Annotated in this window: 15 protein-coding genes; 3 read left to right on the top strand and 12 right to left on the bottom strand. The window is 74.1% G+C overall.

Features of this window, described 5'->3' with window-relative positions:
- Positions 1 to 40: 40 nt before the first annotated feature.
- Positions 41 to 1,078: a DNA polymerase III subunit delta gene (gene holA / locus CLV37_RS05250; RefSeq protein WP_106207857.1), complete on the bottom strand. Its 1,038-nt coding sequence runs from the start codon at positions 1,076 to 1,078 to the stop codon at positions 41 to 43.
- An 89-nt stretch (positions 1,079 to 1,167) separates the two neighbouring features.
- On the opposite strand from holA, the gene CLV37_RS05245 reads away from it, so the two are divergent.
- Both CLV37_RS05245 and CLV37_RS05240 read left to right on the top strand, forming a co-directional pair.
- The gene (locus tag CLV37_RS05245) at positions 1,168 to 2,823 is read left to right on the top strand and encodes an LGFP repeat-containing protein (protein ID WP_106207855.1); all 1,656 of its coding nucleotides are present in this window, start codon (positions 1,168 to 1,170) and stop codon (positions 2,821 to 2,823) included.
- A gap of 29 nt (positions 2,824 to 2,852) precedes the next feature.
- Entirely contained in the window at positions 2,853 to 3,710 is an 858-nt protein-coding gene (locus CLV37_RS05240; protein WP_170127069.1) for an NAD(P)-dependent oxidoreductase, read from the top strand.
- Here CLV37_RS05240 and CLV37_RS05235 read toward each other — a convergent pair.
- The 10 genes from CLV37_RS05235 to CLV37_RS05190 form a co-directional block, all read right to left on the bottom strand.
- On the bottom strand, positions 3,691 to 5,115 hold the full coding sequence (locus CLV37_RS05235; protein WP_106207851.1) for an amidohydrolase: 1,425 nt from the start codon (positions 5,113 to 5,115) through the stop codon (positions 3,691 to 3,693). The two genes, CLV37_RS05240 and CLV37_RS05235, sit on opposite strands and share 20 nt — an antisense overlap.
- A gap of 108 nt (positions 5,116 to 5,223) precedes the next feature.
- Positions 5,224 to 6,348 carry an acyl-CoA dehydrogenase family protein gene (locus tag CLV37_RS05230; protein WP_106207849.1) on the bottom strand — a complete coding sequence of 375 codons (1,125 nt, stop codon included), beginning with the start codon at positions 6,346 to 6,348 and terminating at the stop codon, positions 5,224 to 5,226.
- Between the two features lie 16 nt (positions 6,349 to 6,364).
- Complete coding sequence (locus CLV37_RS05225) at positions 6,365 to 8,170, bottom strand: adenine deaminase C-terminal domain-containing protein (protein ID WP_106207847.1); 1,806 nt, start codon at positions 8,168 to 8,170, stop codon at positions 6,365 to 6,367.
- Positions 8,167 to 9,222 (bottom strand): adenosine deaminase, encoded by a 1,056-nt coding sequence (gene add, locus CLV37_RS05220; RefSeq protein WP_211298412.1) that lies wholly within the window; start codon positions 9,220 to 9,222, stop codon positions 8,167 to 8,169. Before add ends, CLV37_RS05225 begins: the two co-directional genes overlap by 4 nt.
- Positions 9,219 to 10,418 carry an amidohydrolase family protein gene (locus CLV37_RS05215; RefSeq protein ID WP_106207845.1) on the bottom strand — a complete coding sequence of 400 codons (1,200 nt, stop codon included), beginning with the start codon at positions 10,416 to 10,418 and terminating at the stop codon, positions 9,219 to 9,221. The genes add and CLV37_RS05215 overlap by 4 nt, the downstream gene beginning before the upstream one ends.
- Positions 10,415 to 12,025: an N-acyl-D-amino-acid deacylase family protein gene (locus CLV37_RS05210; RefSeq protein ID WP_106207843.1), complete on the bottom strand. Its 1,611-nt coding sequence runs from the start codon at positions 12,023 to 12,025 to the stop codon at positions 10,415 to 10,417. The genes CLV37_RS05215 and CLV37_RS05210 overlap by 4 nt, the downstream gene beginning before the upstream one ends.
- Entirely contained in the window at positions 12,022 to 12,894 is an 873-nt protein-coding gene (locus CLV37_RS05205) for an ABC transporter permease (protein ID WP_170127068.1), read from the bottom strand. Before CLV37_RS05205 ends, CLV37_RS05210 begins: the two co-directional genes overlap by 4 nt.
- Before the next feature lie 17 nt (positions 12,895 to 12,911).
- Positions 12,912 to 13,697 (bottom strand): ABC transporter permease, encoded by a 786-nt coding sequence (locus CLV37_RS05200; RefSeq protein ID WP_106207839.1) that lies wholly within the window; start codon positions 13,695 to 13,697, stop codon positions 12,912 to 12,914.
- Entirely contained in the window at positions 13,694 to 14,416 is a 723-nt protein-coding gene (locus CLV37_RS05195; RefSeq protein WP_106208534.1) for an ABC transporter ATP-binding protein, read from the bottom strand. The genes CLV37_RS05200 and CLV37_RS05195 overlap by 4 nt, the downstream gene beginning before the upstream one ends.
- Positions 14,417 to 14,486: 70 nt before the next feature.
- On the bottom strand, positions 14,487 to 15,545 hold the full coding sequence (locus tag CLV37_RS05190) for an ABC transporter substrate-binding protein (protein ID WP_170127067.1): 1,059 nt from the start codon (positions 15,543 to 15,545) through the stop codon (positions 14,487 to 14,489).
- 294 nt (positions 15,546 to 15,839) lie between these two features.
- Here CLV37_RS05190 and CLV37_RS27400 point away from each other — a divergent pair, with 294 nt between their 5' ends.
- On the top strand, positions 15,840 to 16,295 hold the full coding sequence (locus CLV37_RS27400) for a PPC domain-containing DNA-binding protein (protein ID WP_170127066.1): 456 nt from the start codon (positions 15,840 to 15,842) through the stop codon (positions 16,293 to 16,295).
- Positions 16,296 to 16,305: 10 nt separating this feature from the next.
- On the opposite strand, the gene CLV37_RS05180 is transcribed toward CLV37_RS27400, so the two are convergent.
- Positions 16,306 to 17,604 (bottom strand): NtaA/DmoA family FMN-dependent monooxygenase, encoded by a 1,299-nt coding sequence (locus tag CLV37_RS05180; RefSeq protein WP_170127065.1) that lies wholly within the window; start codon positions 17,602 to 17,604, stop codon positions 16,306 to 16,308.
- Between the last annotated feature and the right edge of the window lie 50 nt (positions 17,605 to 17,654).

Genomic DNA, 17,654 nt, shown 5'->3' with positions numbered 1-17,654 from the left:
CCCTCGTCGCGTTCGGGCGTCGCCGCGGTCGGGGCCGGGCTCAGCGCCGGGCGGCGGCCACGACCCGCACGGCCCGTTCCAGGGCGTGCTCGGGCGGGGTGCCGCCGCCCTTGACGGCGTGGTCGGCCTCGGCGACGGCCAGGATCGCCGCGGCCAGGCCCTCGGGGTCGAGGGTGCGGACCTCGCGCTGGGCCTTCTCCACCAGCCAGGGCGCCATCCCGAGGTCACGGGCCAGGTCCGCGGCCCGCCCGCGACCGGCGGCGGCGACCTTGGCGAGCTGGCGCAGCCGGGAGGCCAGGGCGGCGACCACCACGACCGCGGGCACGCCCGTCGCCGCGGCGTGCCGCACGAGCACCAGCGCCTGCCCCTCCTCGCCCGCGATGGCGGCGTCGGCGACCTCGAAGCCCGTGGCCTCGCGCCGGCCCCCGTGGTAGCGGTGGACGGCGGCCTCGGTCACGGTGCCGTCGGTGTCGGCGAGCAGCTGGTCGACGGCGGCGGCGAGCTCGCCCAGGTCGGAGCCGAGGGCGGAGACGAGGGCCCGGGCGGCCTCGACGTCGATGCGGCGGCGCGCGCGGCGCACGTCTCCGAGGACGAAGTCGACCTTGTCCTGGTCGCGCTTGAGGGGCTGGCAGGACACCTCGGCGACGCCGGGGACCGTGCGGGCGGTCTCGAGGACCTTCTTGGCCTTGTTGCCGCCCCGGTGGCGCAGGACGAGGACCACGGTGTCGACGGGGGCGGCCAGGTAGTCCAGGACGTCCTCGACGAAGGCGTCGCTCGCGGTGTCCACCCCGTCGACGAGGACGAGGGACCGCTCGTCGAACAGCGAAGGGGACGTCCAGGTCGCGAGCTGGCCCTTCTGGTACCCGGCGGCGCTGATGTCGGTGCGCTCGAAGGTGGGGTCCAGCTCGCGCATCCGGGCCAGCAGGGCCCCGAACGCGCGGTCGGCGAGCGCCTCCTCGGACCCGGCCAGCAGGACGACGGGCGCGGGGGCCAGGTCGAACGGGGCGACGGTGTTCCCCGGTGTCTTCGCTGCACTCTTCGCGGTGCTCTTGGTGGCGGTCCTGGGCTTGCTGGGCACGGCGACACTGTCGCACGTCCCCCGGACACCACCCCGGTTCGTCACTCTTCGCCCACGAACGAGCACCCTCCGCTGTTAGCTTGAGGCGCATGGGACGCGAGGGGTTCGTGGTGCGCAGCAGGGCGGTCGTGGGTGCGGTGACGCTGGCCGGGGTGCTGGCCGCGACGGCGGCGCCCGCGCACGCCGTGGAGCGCCGGCCCCGGGCCCAGGACCCGCTGCGGGTCACGGTCCACTGCACCGAGGACGGCACGGAGCTGGAGCTGCAGTGGCGCGTCGACCGCCTCGGCACCACCTACTCCCTGGACACCAGCGCCCTGCCGTGGACGGCCGACACCGTCGTCGACACCGGCCCGCTGGCGGTGGGGACGACCGGCTGGCAGGAGGACCACTGGTGGCTGGAGAGCCAGGCCGGGCCGGCGCGCGTCGCCCTGCGGGCCGGCGGCGAGGTCGTGTCGGAGAAGCAGCTCGACGTGCCCGACTGCGACGGCTGGCCCGGCATCAGCGCCTTCGCGGCCTCCAGCGCGAACCAGCCCGGGTCCCCGCTGGCCGTCGGCGCCCTCACGGGTGTCGTCACCCGCGGGCCCGACGGCGCCACCGCGGCGCAGGCCCTCGACGGCGACGTCGTGGCCGAGCGCGACGGGACCACCCACGTCGTGCGCGGTCCGGTCTCGCAGTTCTGGCGGGCCACCGGTGGGCTGGACGGCCGGCTCGGGACGCCCACCACCAGCCAGGTCGAGAACTCCGACGGCACGGGGTTCTCCACGCAGTTCACCTCCGGCGCGGTGTGGTGGAGCCCGGCCACCGGGGCCCACTCCCTGAAGAACTGGTCGTTCCCGTACGGCGTGGGGACCGAGGGCACCCGGTGGGCACCGGGGCTGGGCTTCCCGACCGACGACGGCACCGACGTCCGGGCCGCCGACGGGTCGACGTTCGGCTGGTACCAGCGGTTCTCCGAGGGTGTGAACTACTACTCGGTCGCCGGGGCGGGCTTCGTCGCGAACGGGGCCGTCCTCGCCGAGTACGCCGAGACCGGGTACGAGGGCGGTCGCCTCGGCTGGCCGGTCAGCAGCGGGGAGCCGTTCGCCTACGGCGACGGCTCTTCGGCCGCCGAGCCCTACGACAGCTGGCGCCAGCGGTTCCAGAACGGCGCGATCTTCTCGCCCTTCGACGGCGGCCCCTACCCCGCCCACGTCCTGTACGGCGCGATCGCCGCGCGCTACCAGGGCGGGAACGACCGCACGGACTTCCGGTTCGCCCGCGCCCTCGGCTACCCCGTCAGCGACGAGATCGCGACCGCGGACGGGACCGGCGCCTACGCCGTCTTCGCCAACCAGGCCGGGATCTACTGGTCCCCGGCGACGGGCGCGCACGAGGTCGTCGACGCCGGGTACGGGTTCAACGGCTACTACGCCTACCGCGGTGGCCCCTCCTCCCGCCTGGGGTACCCGACGGCCCCGCAGGCCGCGCTGACCCTGGCGAACCGGTTCGGCAGCACCGGGGCCGTGCAGCAGTTCTCGAAGGGGAACCTCTACGCCCGGTGGGACCCGGCGACCCGCGACCACCAGCGGTTCAGCGTCACGGGCGCCTTCTACCCGGCGTGGGCGGCGCGCGGGTGGGAGGGCTCGGACCTGGGGTACCCCACCTCGGAGGAGTTCAGCGTCATCGGCGGGGTGCGGCAGACCTTCGAGGGCGGCCGTCTCGACTGGGACTACCGGACGCAGCGGGTGACGGTCACCCTGACCTGATGCCCCGGACCTGCGGCACAGTGGGTCCCGTGACGCGCGTGGGGGTGCTGGGGGCCGGCCGGATGGGGCTGCCCCTCGTCCGGCGCTGGACGGCCGCGGGGTTCGACGTGCTCGTCCACGACCCCGCGCCGGTCGACGTGCCCGTCCACCCGCTCGCGGAGGTGACCTCGGCCGCGGACGTGCTCGTGACCGTCCTGCCCGGGGCCGCCGAGGTGGCCGCGGTGGTGCCGGGCCTGGACCTGCGTCCCGGGACCGTCTGGCTCGACCTCACCAGCGGGGACCCGCGCACGACCGGGCGGATCGCGCAGGGGTTCGCCAGCCGCGGCGTCGGGACCGTCGCGGCCGCAATGGGCGGCGGACCGCCCGAGGCCGCGGACGGGACCCTCGACCTGTTCGTCGGCGGTGCGTCGGCCGACGTCGAGCGCGTCGCCCCGCTGCTGGCGGCGGTCTCCCGGTCGGTGCGCCGGCTCGGGGAGGCACCGGGGGCCGGGCAGACGGCCAAGCTCGTGGCGAACCTGCTGTGGTTCGCGCAGTCGGTGGCCGTCACCGAGGCCCTGCTGCTCGGACGGTCCGCGGGGCTGGACCCGGCCGTGCTGACGCAGGCGCTCGCCGGGTCCGCCGGGGACAGCGCGTTCCTGCAGCGGCACGCCGGCGCGCTGCTCGCCGGCGACCACCTCACGACGTTCGGGCTGGACCGGTGCGTCGAGGAGCTCGAGGTCCTGGAGCGGATGGCGCAGGACGCCGCGGTCCCCTTCGACCTGCACCGCGGGGTGCTGGACCTGCACCGCCAGGCCCTGGCCGAGTTCGGGCCCGTGCCCGGGGAACTGCTCGCCGCGCACCTGCTGCAACTGCGGGCGGGGGAATCCTTCACCGGCCCCCGTGGGTGAACTCCCCACCCACCAGCGTCGCGACGACCTCCGTGCGGCGCAACGCCTGCGCTCCCCGCTCGGCGAACGTCCGCCGCGGGTCCTCGGCCACCAGCGTGAGGTCGGCGACGTCGCCGACGAACACCCCGCGACGGCCCGCCGAGCTCGCCGCGAGCGCCGCCACGAACGGCAGGTGCTGGTCGGGGTGCCAGGGTTCGCGCTCGTCGACCGTGCGGTGGACGGCGCTGGCCAGGGCGTCCCACGGGTCCAGCGGGGCGACCGGTGCGTCCGAGCCGAGCCGCAGCTCGGTCCCCGCCGCCAGCAGGTCCGCGTACGGGTAGGCGCGTTCGGCGCCGCTCCCCCAGTGCACGGCCACGGCGTCGCGGTCGTCGACGGCGTGCCGCGGCTGGACGCTCGCCACGACCCCCAGCTCGGCGAACCGCGGGACGTCGCCCGGGTGGACCTGCTGGGCGTGCTCGACGCTGCCCCGGCAGCCGACGTCGGCGAAGGCGTCGAGCGCCACCCGGACGGCGTCGTCGCCGATGGCGTGGACGGCCACGTCCAGGCCGTGCGTCGTGGCCCGGCGCAGCGCCGGCGCCAGCTCGGCCAGCGGCAGCCGCAGCACCCCGTGACCACCCGACGGGTAGGCGTCGTGGCAGTAGGCGGTGCGCGTGCCGAGGGAACCGTCGACGACGAACTTCACCGGCCCGACCGCGACCCGGTCCCCGGCCAGCCGGTCCCCCGTCCGCCACCCGGCCGCGATCGCGTCCTCCAGCCACTCGGGCCAGATCCCCGCGGCGACCCGCACGGCGGGCCGCTCCCGCCGGTGCCAGTTCCCGACCGGGGCGTACTCCAGGTCCACGATCCCCGTGACCCCGCGGGCCGCCGCCGCCCGGGTCGCCTCGGCCACCCAGCCGTCCAGCACCGCGTCCCCGACGTTGCCCGCCCGGGTCAGCAGCTCCATCGCCGGCCCCTCCCGCAGGACGCCCGTGGGCTCGTCGACCCCGAAGCGCCGCGCGGCCGCGGAGTTCACCCAGGCGGCGTGCAGGTCCATGCTCACGACCACCACGGGGCGCTCGCCGAACGCGGCGTCGAGGACGTCGCGGTGCGCGGGTTCGGCCCACAGCGCGTCGCGGTACCCGTGGCCGAGGACGAGGTCGTCGCCCGGTCCGGCGTTCTCCCGCAGGGTCCGGGCGGCCTCGGCGGGTGACGCGGCGGCCTGCACGTCGACGCGGCGCCGGGCCGCGGCCCACTGCGTGAGGTGGACGTGGGAGTCGACGAGGCCCGGCAGCAGGAACGCGCCCTCCGCGTCGACGGCCGGTTCCCCGGCGGCGTCCGCGAGGTCCCGGCCGATGGCGCGGACCCGGCCGGCGGACAGGAGGAGGTCGACGAGGCGGCCGGCGCGGTGGACGTTCTTCAGCAGCACACGGCGATCCTGCCCCGCGGCTCGGGCGTCCCGCGAACCACGGCACCGTCGGCGGGGGTGCTCCGAGCCGATCGAGCTGCCGGTCGGCGTGGTGGGACCTGGCCCCGTTCACCGCGGACTCTGCACCACCCACGTCCCCACGACGTCGGAGCACACCTCGACGGAGTAGGCCATGAGGGCACCGGCCTGGGCGTCGCGGAAGTGGCGCTGGATGGGCGACGTGCTCAGGTAGCCCGACGCCCCGCCGATCTTGACGCCGAGGGCGGCTGCCGCCTTGGCCACCTCGTTCGCCGCCAGCTTCGCCTCCACGGCGGCCGGTGTCGCCTGCGGGTCGTCCCGGTCGGCGAGCCACGCGACCTGCTCGGCCATGAGGAACGCGCCGCGCAGGGCCACGTGCAACCCGGCCATCTCGAACCTCACCCACTGCAGGCTCGCGAGGACGTCACCGACCCCGGGCAGGAACCGGCCGCGGGCGTGCTCGGACGCCGCGTCGACGGCGGCGCGGGCGATGCCGAGGGACAGGAACGGCAGACCGACGGAGATGAGGTTGGCCGACGTCGGCGGCGGGACCGCGCAGCGGCGCTCCTCGCGCAGCACCGTCCCGGCGAAGGACACCAGCTGGCTGCGGGTCGCCCGCATGCCCATGGCGTCCCACACCCCGGCGAAGGAGACGCTGTCGTCCTTGGCGACGCCGAAGAACGTCGGGACGCCGCCGACGAGGACGTTGGTGAGGAAGTGGTCGGCGACCTCGCAGCCGGAGACGAAGCGCTTGGCCCCGTCCAGGCGCCAGCCGCCCTCCACGGGGGTCGCCGACTGCTGCGGGGTGAGGAACAGGTTGCCGCTGGAGGGCTCGGACAACGCGTTCGCGAACCGGCGCCCGGCGGCGAGCTCGGCGGCGTAGAAGCGTGCCGCGGTGGGTTCCGACAGCGACACCAGCCCGTGCGCGGCTCCGGCGTGCATGAGCCACAACGCGGCCGTCGCCGGGCAGGCCGCGGAGATCTCCACGAGGGCCGCGCCGATCGTCGCGAAGCTCAGTCCCCCGCCGTGGGGCGCGGGCAGGACGGCGACGTCGAGACCCGAGGCGTTGAGCGCCTGCAGGTTCTCCAGCGGCAGCGTCGAGTCCGCGTCGTGGCCGGGGGCCCGCTCGGCGAAACCCACGGCCAGCTCGCGGACGACGTCGAGCCAGTGGGCCTCCCCGGCCGGCGGGGCGAAGGCGGACGGTCGGGTCAGCACGGTCTCAGGACCTCCATCAGTGGCCTCCGGGGCAGCGGCAGGTCAGGGGTGACCCCGTGGCGTCCTGCAGCACCAGGGGGGCGAACTCCTGCTGCACGACGTCGACGAAACCCCGTTCGGTGACGCCGAAGTCGGGGACGACGACCATCCCCACGAAGGAGAGGACCATGTACGGGGCGCGGACGCGGCAGCCGAGGTCCTCGGCGGCCCGGTGCGCGGCGGCCAGGGCGTCCCGGGTCGACTCCCAGGGCGCGGCGCTCATCAAGCCGCCGACCTCCAGCGGCACGTCGGCCAGGACGGCCCCGTCCCGCACGGCGACGAAACCCCCGCCCGTCCGTTCCAGGTGGCGGACCGCGGTGGCCATGTCCGCGTCGCTGGCCCCGACGACGGCGATGTTCATGTTCGTGCAGTTGGTGGAGACGGCCAGTGCGCCGGCGCCGAGGGTGAAACCCTTGACGAAGGCGGTCCCGACGAGGTCCTCGCCGTGGTGGCGGTCCACGACGGCCACCTTGAGGACGTCGGCGTCGAGGTCGTTCTGGACGACCCCGTCCACGACGGGCAGCGTCGTGTGGTAGCCGCGCTTGAAGTACCCGTCGTACATCTGCACCGCCTGCACCTGCGTGCTCTCCCCCACGGCGCGCACCGCCAGCCGGCTCGCACCGAACCCGGGGTTCAGGTGGATCGTGTCGCGGGTGAAGGCCGGCACGGGGTCGGTGTTCTCGAAGAGCGCGACGCCGTCACGGGCGGCGACCTGCCCGCCCACCACGACGTCGGAGGGCCGGACCTCGCGCGGGTCGGGCAGGACCATGAGGTCGGCCAGACGCGTGGGGGTGAGCGAGCCCACCAGGTGGTCGACCTTGTAGTACTGGGCGGGTTGCCAGGTCGCCATCCGGTAGGCCTGCGCGGGATCGACGCCCAGAGCGATCGCCTTGCGGACGCCGTGGTCGATGTGGCCCTCTCCGCTGAGGTCGAGGACGTGCTTGTCGTCGGCGCAGAAGCAGCTGTGCCGCAGGGCGGGAGCGACGGCCTCGAGGTCGGCGAGGACGGCGTCGAGGTTGTCGTTCATCGACCCCGACATCAGCGTGACCATGGCCCCCAGCCGCACCCGGTCGAGCACCTCGGGCAGCGTGGCGGCGTTGTGGTCGTCGCTCACGCCCGCGGCGAGGTAGCCCCACAGCGACTCGAACTCCTGGCGCCCGGTGTGACCGGTGATGCGGCGGCCGTTGACCAGGGCGGTGCGGAAGCGGTGGGTGGCGGCCACGGAGTGGTCGAAGGGGTTGCTCTCCCCCAGGGTCACGGTCGTGGGGGCGGACAGCAGGTCCAGGACGTCCTGGTCGGCGATGACGGCGCCCCCGCGTTCCAGCGCCGGGTTGACCGGGGTGACGGGGGTGATCTGGTCGAGGATGCGCAACGGGGTCCCGGTCCGGCCCATGTACTCGATGCCCGCGACCCCGGCGACGTTGGCGAGGCAGTCGGCGTCGGTGAGGACGGTCGTGGTGCCCCGGGGGATGGACAGCCGGGCGAGTTCGCCGGGGGTCAGCATCGTGTACTCGATGTGCAGGTGCGCGTCGAGGAACGTGGGGGTGACGAACCGCCCGGTGGCGTCCACGGTGGCGGGCGCCTCCATCCGCCCGACGGGGGTGACCGCGGCGATGTGGCGGCCGGCGACGACGACGTCGGCCGGTCGCCACTCCCCGGTGTGCACGTGCAGGACCGTGCCGCCGCGGACGATCAGGTCGGGCGCGGACAGACCCGCGGCGACGGAGCGCAGGTGGACGAGTTCGGCGGTGGTGGGCAGCAGGTCCGGGCGCAGGGCGGTCACGACCCCAGCTCCCCGAGCAGCGCGGCCTTCAGCTCCGGCGGGGCGAAGCTCACCTCGACGGAGGTGCGGGCGAAGTCCCGCAGCACGCCGAGGTCCCAGCCGAAGACCCCCGCGGCGACCGCCCAGTCCGCTTCCAGGGTCGTGCCCAGCGGTGCGGGGTCGTCGGTGTTGAGGGTGACCCGCACCCCCGCCTCGCGCAGCGCTTCCAGCGGGTGGTCGACCCAGTCCCGGTAGACGCCCAGCGCCAGGTTCGACCGCGGGCAGACCCCGAGGCTGATGCCCTCGCGCACCAGGTGCTCGATCAGGGCCGGGTCCTCGGCGGCCCGGACGCCGTGGTCGACGCGTTCGGCGTGCAGCAGCCGGACCGCGTCCCACACCCCCTCCGGTCCTGAGGACTCCCCGGCGTGCACGGTGCGGTGGAACCCCCGGTCGCGCGCCAGCGTGAAGGCCTGCGCGAACTTCTCCCCCGTGCGACCGGCGGCGGCCTCGTCGCCGTCGACGGAGAGGGCGACGACCCGGGCGGGGCGGTGCTCGGCCAGCAGCTCGACGAGTTCGACGGCCTCACCGGCGCTCTGCTGGCGCAGCAGCGAGACGCAGAGGTTGACCACCGCGAGCCCGTCCTGCTCCGCCTCGTCGAACCCGGCGGCGAAGGCGTCCAGCAGGTGCGGGACCCGGCCCGCCCAGGCGTTCCAGTGCGTCGGGTTCACGATGACGTCGGCGTAGCGGACCCCTGAGGAGGTTTCGCGGGCCGCGAAGGAGTACGCGTGCCGGGCGGCCTGCTCGGGGGTGCGGACGAGTCCGCACTCCCAGTCCAGGAAGTCCAGGAACCCGCCGAGACCGTCGTGGGTGGAGACGTCGAAGATCGTCGCGGCGGGGCCGGGCAGTTCCTCGCCCGCCGCCTTCGACAGCTCCATCAGGTCCACCAGGGAGAAACCGCCCTCGAGGTGCACGTGCACCTCGGCCTTGGGCAGGGCACGGACGAGGGCCTCGTCGATGCGGGTGCCGGTCGTGCTCGTGCCGGTCGTGCTCGTGCCGGTCGTGCTCGTGCTCACGGGAGTTCTCCTGCCACCAGTCGACCGCGGCTGAGCACGGCGACGACGTTCTCGGTCCTGAGGTCCTCGATGTCCTGCCAGGGGGTTCCCCGGACGAGGAGCAGGTCGGGGACGTAGCCGGGCGCCAGGCGGCCGACGCTGTCCCCCAACCCGATCGCGGCGGCGGCGTCCGAGGTCGCCGACCGCAGGGCGCGGGCGGCGTCCCAGCCGAACAGTTCCCGCATGCGGTGCACCTCGCTGAACTGGTCGCCGTACCCGACGAAGCGCGCGTTGGCGTCGGTGCCCAGGACGAAGCGCACCCCGGCGGCACCGGCCGCGGCGAACACCTCGTCCCGGGCTCCGGTCGCGGCCCGGGCCTTGTCGCGGGCCTCGGGCCGGATGCCCGGTCCCCCGGCGGCGACGAGGTCGTTGACCAGGATCGTGGGTGCGACCGGCACCTGCCGTTCCAGCAGCCGGTCGAACTGGCGGGGTACCAGACCCGTGGCGTGCTCGACGGAGTCCACGCCGAGGTCGAGGGCGAGGTCGATCCCGGTCGCGGTGTGGGTGTGCGCGGCGACCAGCATCCCGAGGGCGTGGGCCTCGTCGAGGGTCGCTTCGAGCTCGGCGCGGGTCTGGTTGCGCCAGCCCACCTGGTCGCCCATCGAGAGGATGCCGCCGCTGCAGTACACCTTGATGTGCTGGGAGCCCTCCCGCGCCCACTGCCGCACCAGCCGCCGGCACTCGTCGGGGGTGTCCGCGACCGGGGGACGCTCGCGGAAGCGCGGTGGGGTGAACAGGTCTCCGTGCCCGGCGGTCATCCCGACGGCGCCGGCCGTCACCAGCCGCGCCCCCGGCAGCACACCGGCCGACAGGGAACGGGCGACGGCCATCTGGACCGGGGAGCTGGCGAGGTCGCGCAGGGTGGTGATCCCGGCGGCGGCGAAGCGCTGGGTGTGCGCGGCGACGTGCAGCGCCTTCTCCTCCGGCGGGGTGACCAGCGGCCACGCGTCACCCGGTCCGGCGCCGTCGAGGACGCTGGTGTCGAGGTGGACGTGGGTGTCGACCAGGCCGGGGACGACGGTGAGGCCGGGGTGGAGGTCCTCGGCGGGGTCGACGGCCTCGATGCGGTCGGCCCGCCAGTGCACCGTCACCGGGCCCAGGTCGCGTTCACCGTCCCAGACCCGGACGCCGGCGAGGGATCCGCCCAGGGGTTTCACGAGGTGCTCCGTTCGGGGTGGCCGGCGCGCAGGACGCGCCCGTGCCGGACGCCGGTGAAGTCGCCGTGGTCGACGACCACCTCACCGGCCAGGACGACGTGCGGGATCCCGCGGGGACGGGCGGCGGGGTTCTGCGGGGAGGCGCCGGGGTGCCCCACGGTGGCCGGGTCGAACACCGCGAGGTCGGCGACGCAGCCCGGCGCGAGGACGCCGCGGCCGACGAGGCCGAACTGCGCCGCCGAGGCGGAGGTCATCTTGCGGACGGCTTCGGGCAGGCCGAGCAGTCCCGTCTCGCGCACGCCGTGGGCCAGGACGGTGGGGAAGCACCCCCACGCGCGCTGGTGGGCCAGTCCGACGGGGACGGAGTTGTCGGAGCCGATCGCGATGAGCGGGTCGGCCAGGAGCGTGTCCACGTCGGCGGCGCTCATCAGCTCGTAGACCATCATCGCCGACGGGTCGGCGAGCACCGTCCGGCACAGCGCCTCCCAGGGCGGGACGGCGAGGACGGCCGCCTGCTCGGCGAGGGTCGTGCCCTGCACCGCGGGGTCGGTGTGCATGCTGATCGTCACCCCGTCCGGGGTGGTCTGGTGCCAGGCCCCCGGGGACCCGCCGCCGGCCGGGGGTGCACCGGTGGCGGCGACCTCGAACCAGTACCGCCGTTGCGCCGGGTCGGACAACCGGGCTCGCAGCGCGGCGGGCCCGCCCTCCTGGAGCAGGCTGGGGAACAGCGCGGCGAGGAAGGTCTCCCCGGTGGTGTAGGGGTACTGGTCGCCCAGGACGTCGAGCCCCTCGGCCCGCGCCGAGCGCAGCACGTCGAGCAGTTCCTCCGCCCGGCCGTGGTTGCGGGCCCCGGCGACCTTGCAGTGCGAGACCTGCAACCGCACCCGGGTCCGGCGGGCGACCTCGACGGCCTCGCCGAGGCCGGCGAGCAGCCGGTCGCCCTCGTCGCGCAGGTGCGTGGCGTAGGGCCGCTGCCAGCGGGCGGCGACGTGGGCCAGGGCGCTGACCTCCCCGACGTCGCCGTAGCTGCCCGGGGCGTAGACGAGTCCGGTGGACAGACCGACCGCGCCGGCGGCGAACGCCTCCTCGGCCAGTTCCACCATCCGCTCCAGGGCGCCGTCGGCGAGGTCGACGGCCATGCCGTTCGCGCTGATGCGCAGCGTGTGGTGCCCGACGAGGGAGGCGACGTGGTTGGTCGGGCCGGCCGCCTCGATCTCGTCGAGGTAGCCGGCGAAGGTCCGCGGGTGCGAGGTGACGCCCGCCTTGGCGGTGCTGGAGATCGAGCGGTGGTTCTCGACCGCGGTCTCGTCCACGAGGGGGGCGGCGGAGTTGCCGCAGTTGCCGACGATCTCGGTCGTGACCCCTTGGAGGAGCTTGAACGGCTGCGGTTCCGCCATCAGCGGGACGACGTCGGAGTGGGTGTGCGGGTCGATGAACCCCGGCGCCACGACGTGACCGGTGACGTCGATCACGCGGGCGGCCCGCAGGTCGAGGTGCGCCCCGACCGCCACGACGCGGTCCCCGGCGACGGCGACGTCGGCGCGCACCGCCGGTGACCCCAGACCGTCCAGGACGTCGCCCCCCGTGAGCAGCAGGTCGACCTTCACGCCGCGAACCTGCGCTGGACGAGGGTGTCGAGGATGCTGACGACGGTGTAGGCGATCATCGTGACGGCGGTGACGACGACGGCCGAGGCCCACATCGCGTCGTAGCCGAAGCTGCCGGAGGAACGGGAGATGAAACCGCCCAGACCGTCGCCGGTGGCGAGCCACTCCCCGATCATCGCGCCGGTGACGGCGGCCGGGATGGAGATCCGGGCCGAGGCCAGCACCGCCGGCAGCGAACCGGGCAGGGCCACCTTGCGCAGCAGGTCCAGACCGGAACCGCCGTAGGCGCGGACGAGGTCGCCGTGGCGTTCCTGCGCGGCGCGCAGACCGTGCAGCACGTTGGCCAGGGCGGGCAGGAACACCACCAGGGTGACGATGGCGGCGACCGCCTCCACGCCGACGCCGAACAGCAGGGTGACCAGCGGGGCCAGGATGATGACGGGGACGCAGCGCAGGACCATCGCGGTGGGCATGAGGACGTTCTCCAGCGACGGGGACAGGCTGAAGAGCACCGCGAGCAGGAACGCCGTGCCGATGCCGACGACGTAGCCGATGCCGAAGTCGCGTCCCGTCTCGGCCAGGAACCCGAGCAGCTCGCTGCGGTTCGCCGCCGCGTCCTCGTCGGTGAACAGGTACTCCCACACGTGGACGGGGTCCTTGCCGATGAGGGCGCTGATGTCGAAGACCTCCAGGAACGACCACCAGACGGCCACGGCCAGGACCATCGCGAGCAGCAGCAGACCGACGCGGGCCAGGACCACGCGCAGGGCGGGGGGCATCGCCGCGGACGCGTTCGGGACCGTCCTCGCGGATGTCTGCGCGGGTGTCTCCGAGGCCGTCCCCGCGGGCGCCTGCGACGGTGTGCTCACGGTCTCCTCCGGGGTCATCAGGCGTTCCTGCGGGACGGGCGCGACCAGGGGGTGGCCCAACGGCCGACGAGACCGACCAGGCCGTACCCCAGCAGGGACACCAGCCCGGCCACGATGGACAGGGCCCAGACCCGGTCCCCGGACTGCTCGCGCTGGGCCGCGGCCAGCGCGACCCCCACCCCGCTGTCGATCCCGCCGAGGTACTCCCCGACGACCGCGCCGAGGATCGCGCCGGGGACGGCGATCTTCAGCGCGGTGAACACCGCGGGCACCGCGCCGATGAGCTGCACCTTGCGGATGCGGGTGAACCGGTTTCCGCCGTAGGCGTCCACGACGTCCAGGACGGTCGCCCCGGTGGAGCGCAGGCCCAGGATCGCGCCGACCATGGTCGTGAAGAACACCAGCAGCGCGGACAGGAAGATCGAGGTCGTGCCCCCGCCGAACATCAGGACGACGATCGGGCCGACCGCGGTGATCGGCAGGCACTGGCTGATGACCCCGAGCTGGGTGACGATCTCCTCCAGCTTCGGCACCAGTAGCACCAGGGTCGCCGCCGCCAGGCCGGCGAGGTTGCCCCACAGGTACCCCCAGCCGGCGCGGTGCAGGGTGACGGCGAGGTTGGGCAGGTAGTACCGGGTCGCGGAGTCGCGGATGTCGGCGACCGAGGCCCAGGGGGTGGGCAGGATCACCGAGCTGGGCAGCAGGGTCGCGCAGACCGTCCAGATCACCAGCAGCCCGAGGATGCCGACGCTGCCCCCGACCGCTGGGTTGACCAGCGCCGCCCGCAGGCCCGTGCGCCTCACGAGTGCGCCTCGAAGAGCAGCTGGGACAGCCGGTCCACGTGGGCGTGGAACTCCGGGGTGCGCAGGGTCGCCGCCGTCCGCGGCCGCGGCAGGTCGATGTCGACGACCTCCACGACGCGTCCGGGCCGCGCCGACATCACCGCGACCTGGTCGGAGAGCAGGACGGCCTCGGAGATGCCGTGGGTGACCATCAGGGTCGTCACGGGACGCTCGCTCCAGATCCGCTGGAGCTCCAGGTTCAGGCGCTGACGGGTCATGTCGTCCAGCGCCCCGAAGGGTTCGTCGAGCAGGAGGTAGTCCGGGCGCAGCGCCAGCGACCGCGCGATGGCGACGCGCTGGCGCATGCCGCCGGACAGCTGCGCGGGCCGCGCGTCCTCGAAACCCCGCAGGCCGACGAGTTCGACCAGTTCGTCGACGGTCGCGTCGTCGGAGCGGCGGGCGATCTCCAGCGGGAGCCGGATGTTCGTGCGGACGCTGCGCCAGGGCAGCAGGGCGCTGTCCTGGAACGCGATGCCCAGCCGTTCCCCGCTCCCGCGCCGCTTCGTCCCCGGCACCGCGCCGTTCACGGTCGCAGAACCCACCGAGGGCCGGTCCAGGCCCGCGAGGATCCGCAGGATGGTCGACTTCCCGCAGCCGGAGGGTCCCAGCAACGAGGTGAAGGACCCCTCGGGGGTGAGCAGGTCGATGTCCTGGAGGGCCGCGACGCGCTGGCGTCCCATCGAGAACGTCTTCGACAGCCCCTGCAGTGCGATGCCGGTCACGGGATCCTCCTCTGGTCGGGTCGGGGGTTCAGACGAGGTCCGGGTTCTCCTGGTACACCTCGGCGATGACGGTGGTGTCGAACAACTGCTCCGCCGTGATGTCGATGTCGGCCAGCTGCAGACCGGCGACGGTGTCGTCGACGAGGTCGGGGGTGATGGTGAAGAGGCCGTGGGCCTTCGTGTCCTCGGTGACCATGAGGGTGGTCTGCTTGGTGAACGCGCTGAGCTGGTTGGCGGAGTCCAGGTCCTGGTCCTTGCCGTAGTCCTCGACGGTGGTCTTCACGGCCAGCTCGGGGTCGGCGAGGGCGTCCTTCCAGCCCTTGATGGTGGCGACCAGGTAGGCCTTGAGCTTGTCGCGGTCGTCGTCGATCGTGCTCTGCGCGGCGAGCACGACCTCCCCGACCATGGGCAGGCCGTTGTCGGCGAGCAGGAACTCCGTCGTGGCCTGGTCGTCGTTGCCCGCGACGCCGGAGAAGTCGGTGGTGTACCCGAGGTAACCCTGCACCTGGCCGCTGGCCAGCTGCGCCTCGCCGTCGGTGTAGGGGACGATGGTGACGTCGGTCTTGCTGAGGCGGTTCGCCGCCATGAACGCCTGGAACACGAGGCTGTTGAAGTCCGAGACCGCGACGGTCTTGCCCTTCAGGTCCGCCGGGGTGCTCAGCGGCGCCGACTTCAGCGAGACGATGTCGAAGGGGTTCTTCTGGTAGTCCGCCGCGATGATCTTGATCTCCGCACCGGCCACCACGGCGGGGGCGGTGATGAGCGGGGAGCTGATCCCGATGAACGACTTCCCCGAGGCGACCTGGGCCTCGGCGTTGGTCGCCGAGGAGCCGCCGGCGGTCAGGGTCACGGTCCCGAACCCGGCGTCGGTGTAGTGGCCGTCGTCCACGGCCAGGTAGTTGCCGGCGAACTCGATGTTCTTGATGTACGACAGCTGGACCCCGATGTCGCCGAAGTCCCCCGAACCGCCCGAGCCACCGGATCCGCTGGACGCACTGCTGTCGTCACCACCGCAGGCGCTCAGACCCAGCGCGGCGAGGGCTCCGACCGCGGCCAGGGAGTTCAGGCGTCGCCTCGAGATGTCCACTGCGGTGATCTCCTCGTTCGGGGGGGGGGAGGTGCTGCGCTCCCGCGAAGTACACCTGTCGGGCAGCACGGCCCACCACGTGCGATCCGACGAACCTCAGGCACCTGCGATCCCTCGGCCCGGTGCCGCCGACCACGTCGTTGCCGTCGTGTTTCGCAGGCGTTGCGGTCGTGCCCGCCGTCTCCCCCGCCACGGGACGACGGGCCGGCAGGACCGGCGGTGTCGGTGGCAGCGCCGAGGACCGGCGGGCGGTGCACTGGGACGCTGGGGGGACCTGACCCCCTGGAGGACCCCGTGCTCAGCACCCCCGTGACCGTCGGACGCCGTCTCCTCGTCGTGCTGGAACCCGGGGACGAGGTCGTCACCGCCCTGGCCACCGCCTGCCGCGACCACGGCGTGCGCCAGGCCGCGGTGACGGCGTTCCTCGGCGCCTTCACCCGGGTCGAGCTCATCGGGACCGCCGACCCGGTGGCCGACCCCGACCTGCCGCTGCCCCGCTCGGTCGTCGTCCACCACGTCGAGGGCACCGCCAGCGGCACCGTGGCGCCCGGCCCCGACGGTGACCTCGTCGTCCACCTGCACGCCGCCGTCGGGGTGAAGGGTGCCGCCGCCCTCGGCTACGCCGGGCACGTGCTGAGCGCCACCACCCACTACACCGGCGAGGTGCTCCTCGAGGAGCTGCACGGCGTGGAACTCGTCCGCCGCCCCGACGAGCGCGCTCACGGCATCCCCACCCTGCGGGTCCCGTGAGCGCCGCGTCTCAGAAGGCCGGCAGGTTCTGCCGGAACGTCTCGAACTCGGAGCGGGAGCGGACGACACCGCGCCGCTGCAGGGCGGGCACCAGCGCCTCGGTGATCGAGGCGACGTGGACGCGGCTCGGCTGGAACCCGGGGGCCCCGAGCAGGAACCCGTCCCCACCGACCTCCTCCATCGCCGCCGCCATCTCCTCGGCCACCGACTCCGCGGTCCCGACCAGGTCCAGGCAGTCGGAGGCGAACCCCATCTCCGCCAGGCACTGGCGCAGGCTCTTCCTGCTGCCCCACTGCGCGAGGCGGGCCAGCAGCCCCGCGCTGCCCTCCGTCGCGATCGGCGGCAACGGTGCGTCGAGGTCGTGGACCGACAGGTCGTGGCCGGTGTAGGCGGACAACCGGGCCAGCACGTCGACCTGGTGGCGGCGGGTCCGGGTTAAGTCGTCGTGCTGCGCGCGGGCCTCTTCGCCGGTGCGACCGACGATCGGGGTGACGAGGAAGAGCACCTCGCAGGAGTCCGGATCGCGACCGGACTCCACCATCCGGGCCCGGACGTCGTCGCGGTAGGCCCGCATCGCCTCGATCCCGCGTGCGGTCGCGACGACGACCTCGGCGTTGCGGGCGGCGAAGGCCCGGCCCCGGTCCGAGGCGCCGGCCTGGACGAGCACCGGACGGCGCTGCGGGGACGGCACGGTGTCCAGCGGGCCCCGGGTGCGCAGCCACCGTCCCCGGAAGTCCGCCGGGCGCACCCGCGCCAGGTCGGCGCAGCGGCCGGTGGCGTGGTCCATCACGACCGCCCCCTCGTCCCGGGAGTTCCACAGCGCCTCCGCGGCGTCGACGAACTCGTCGGCCAGGTCGTACCGGTCGTCGTGGTCGAGCAGCTGCGGCGCACCGAAGTCAGCCGCCACGCCGTCGCCCGTCGACGTCGCCGTGTTCCAGCCGAACCGTCCAGGGGTCAGTCCGTCCACGGTCGAGGACAACCGCGCCAGGGCGAACGGGGAGTGGAAGGTCGTCGACGTCGTCGCGGCCACGCCGGTGCGGGGGGTGTGCGCGCCGACGGCGACGGTCAGCGGCACCGGGTCGTGCTCGGGCGTGACGAGCGCCTCTTCGAGGTACACGTCGCGCGAACCCCCGAAGACCTCCGGCACGGCGAGGGAGTCCTCGTGGAGGACGAAGTCGAAGCAGGCACGTTCCAGGTCGCGCGCGGTGTCGACGTGGAAGCGGCCGTCGGCGAAGCTCGCCGAGTGCCCGGCCAGCGGACCGTTCCACTCGTCGGAGGCGAAGCACGTGAAGAAACCGAGGTGGAACACGGGCGGACCTCCGGGGATCCGGGCGCGGTGGATCGACCCAGGCCCGAGCG

It is taken from the genome of Kineococcus rhizosphaerae, assembly GCF_003002055.1.
GTDB classification, from domain to species: Bacteria; Actinomycetota; Actinomycetes; order Actinomycetales; family Kineococcaceae; genus Kineococcus; species Kineococcus rhizosphaerae.
Note: the sequence above shows the minus strand (reverse complement) of the source record. Positions and strands in the feature narration are given on the sequence as shown.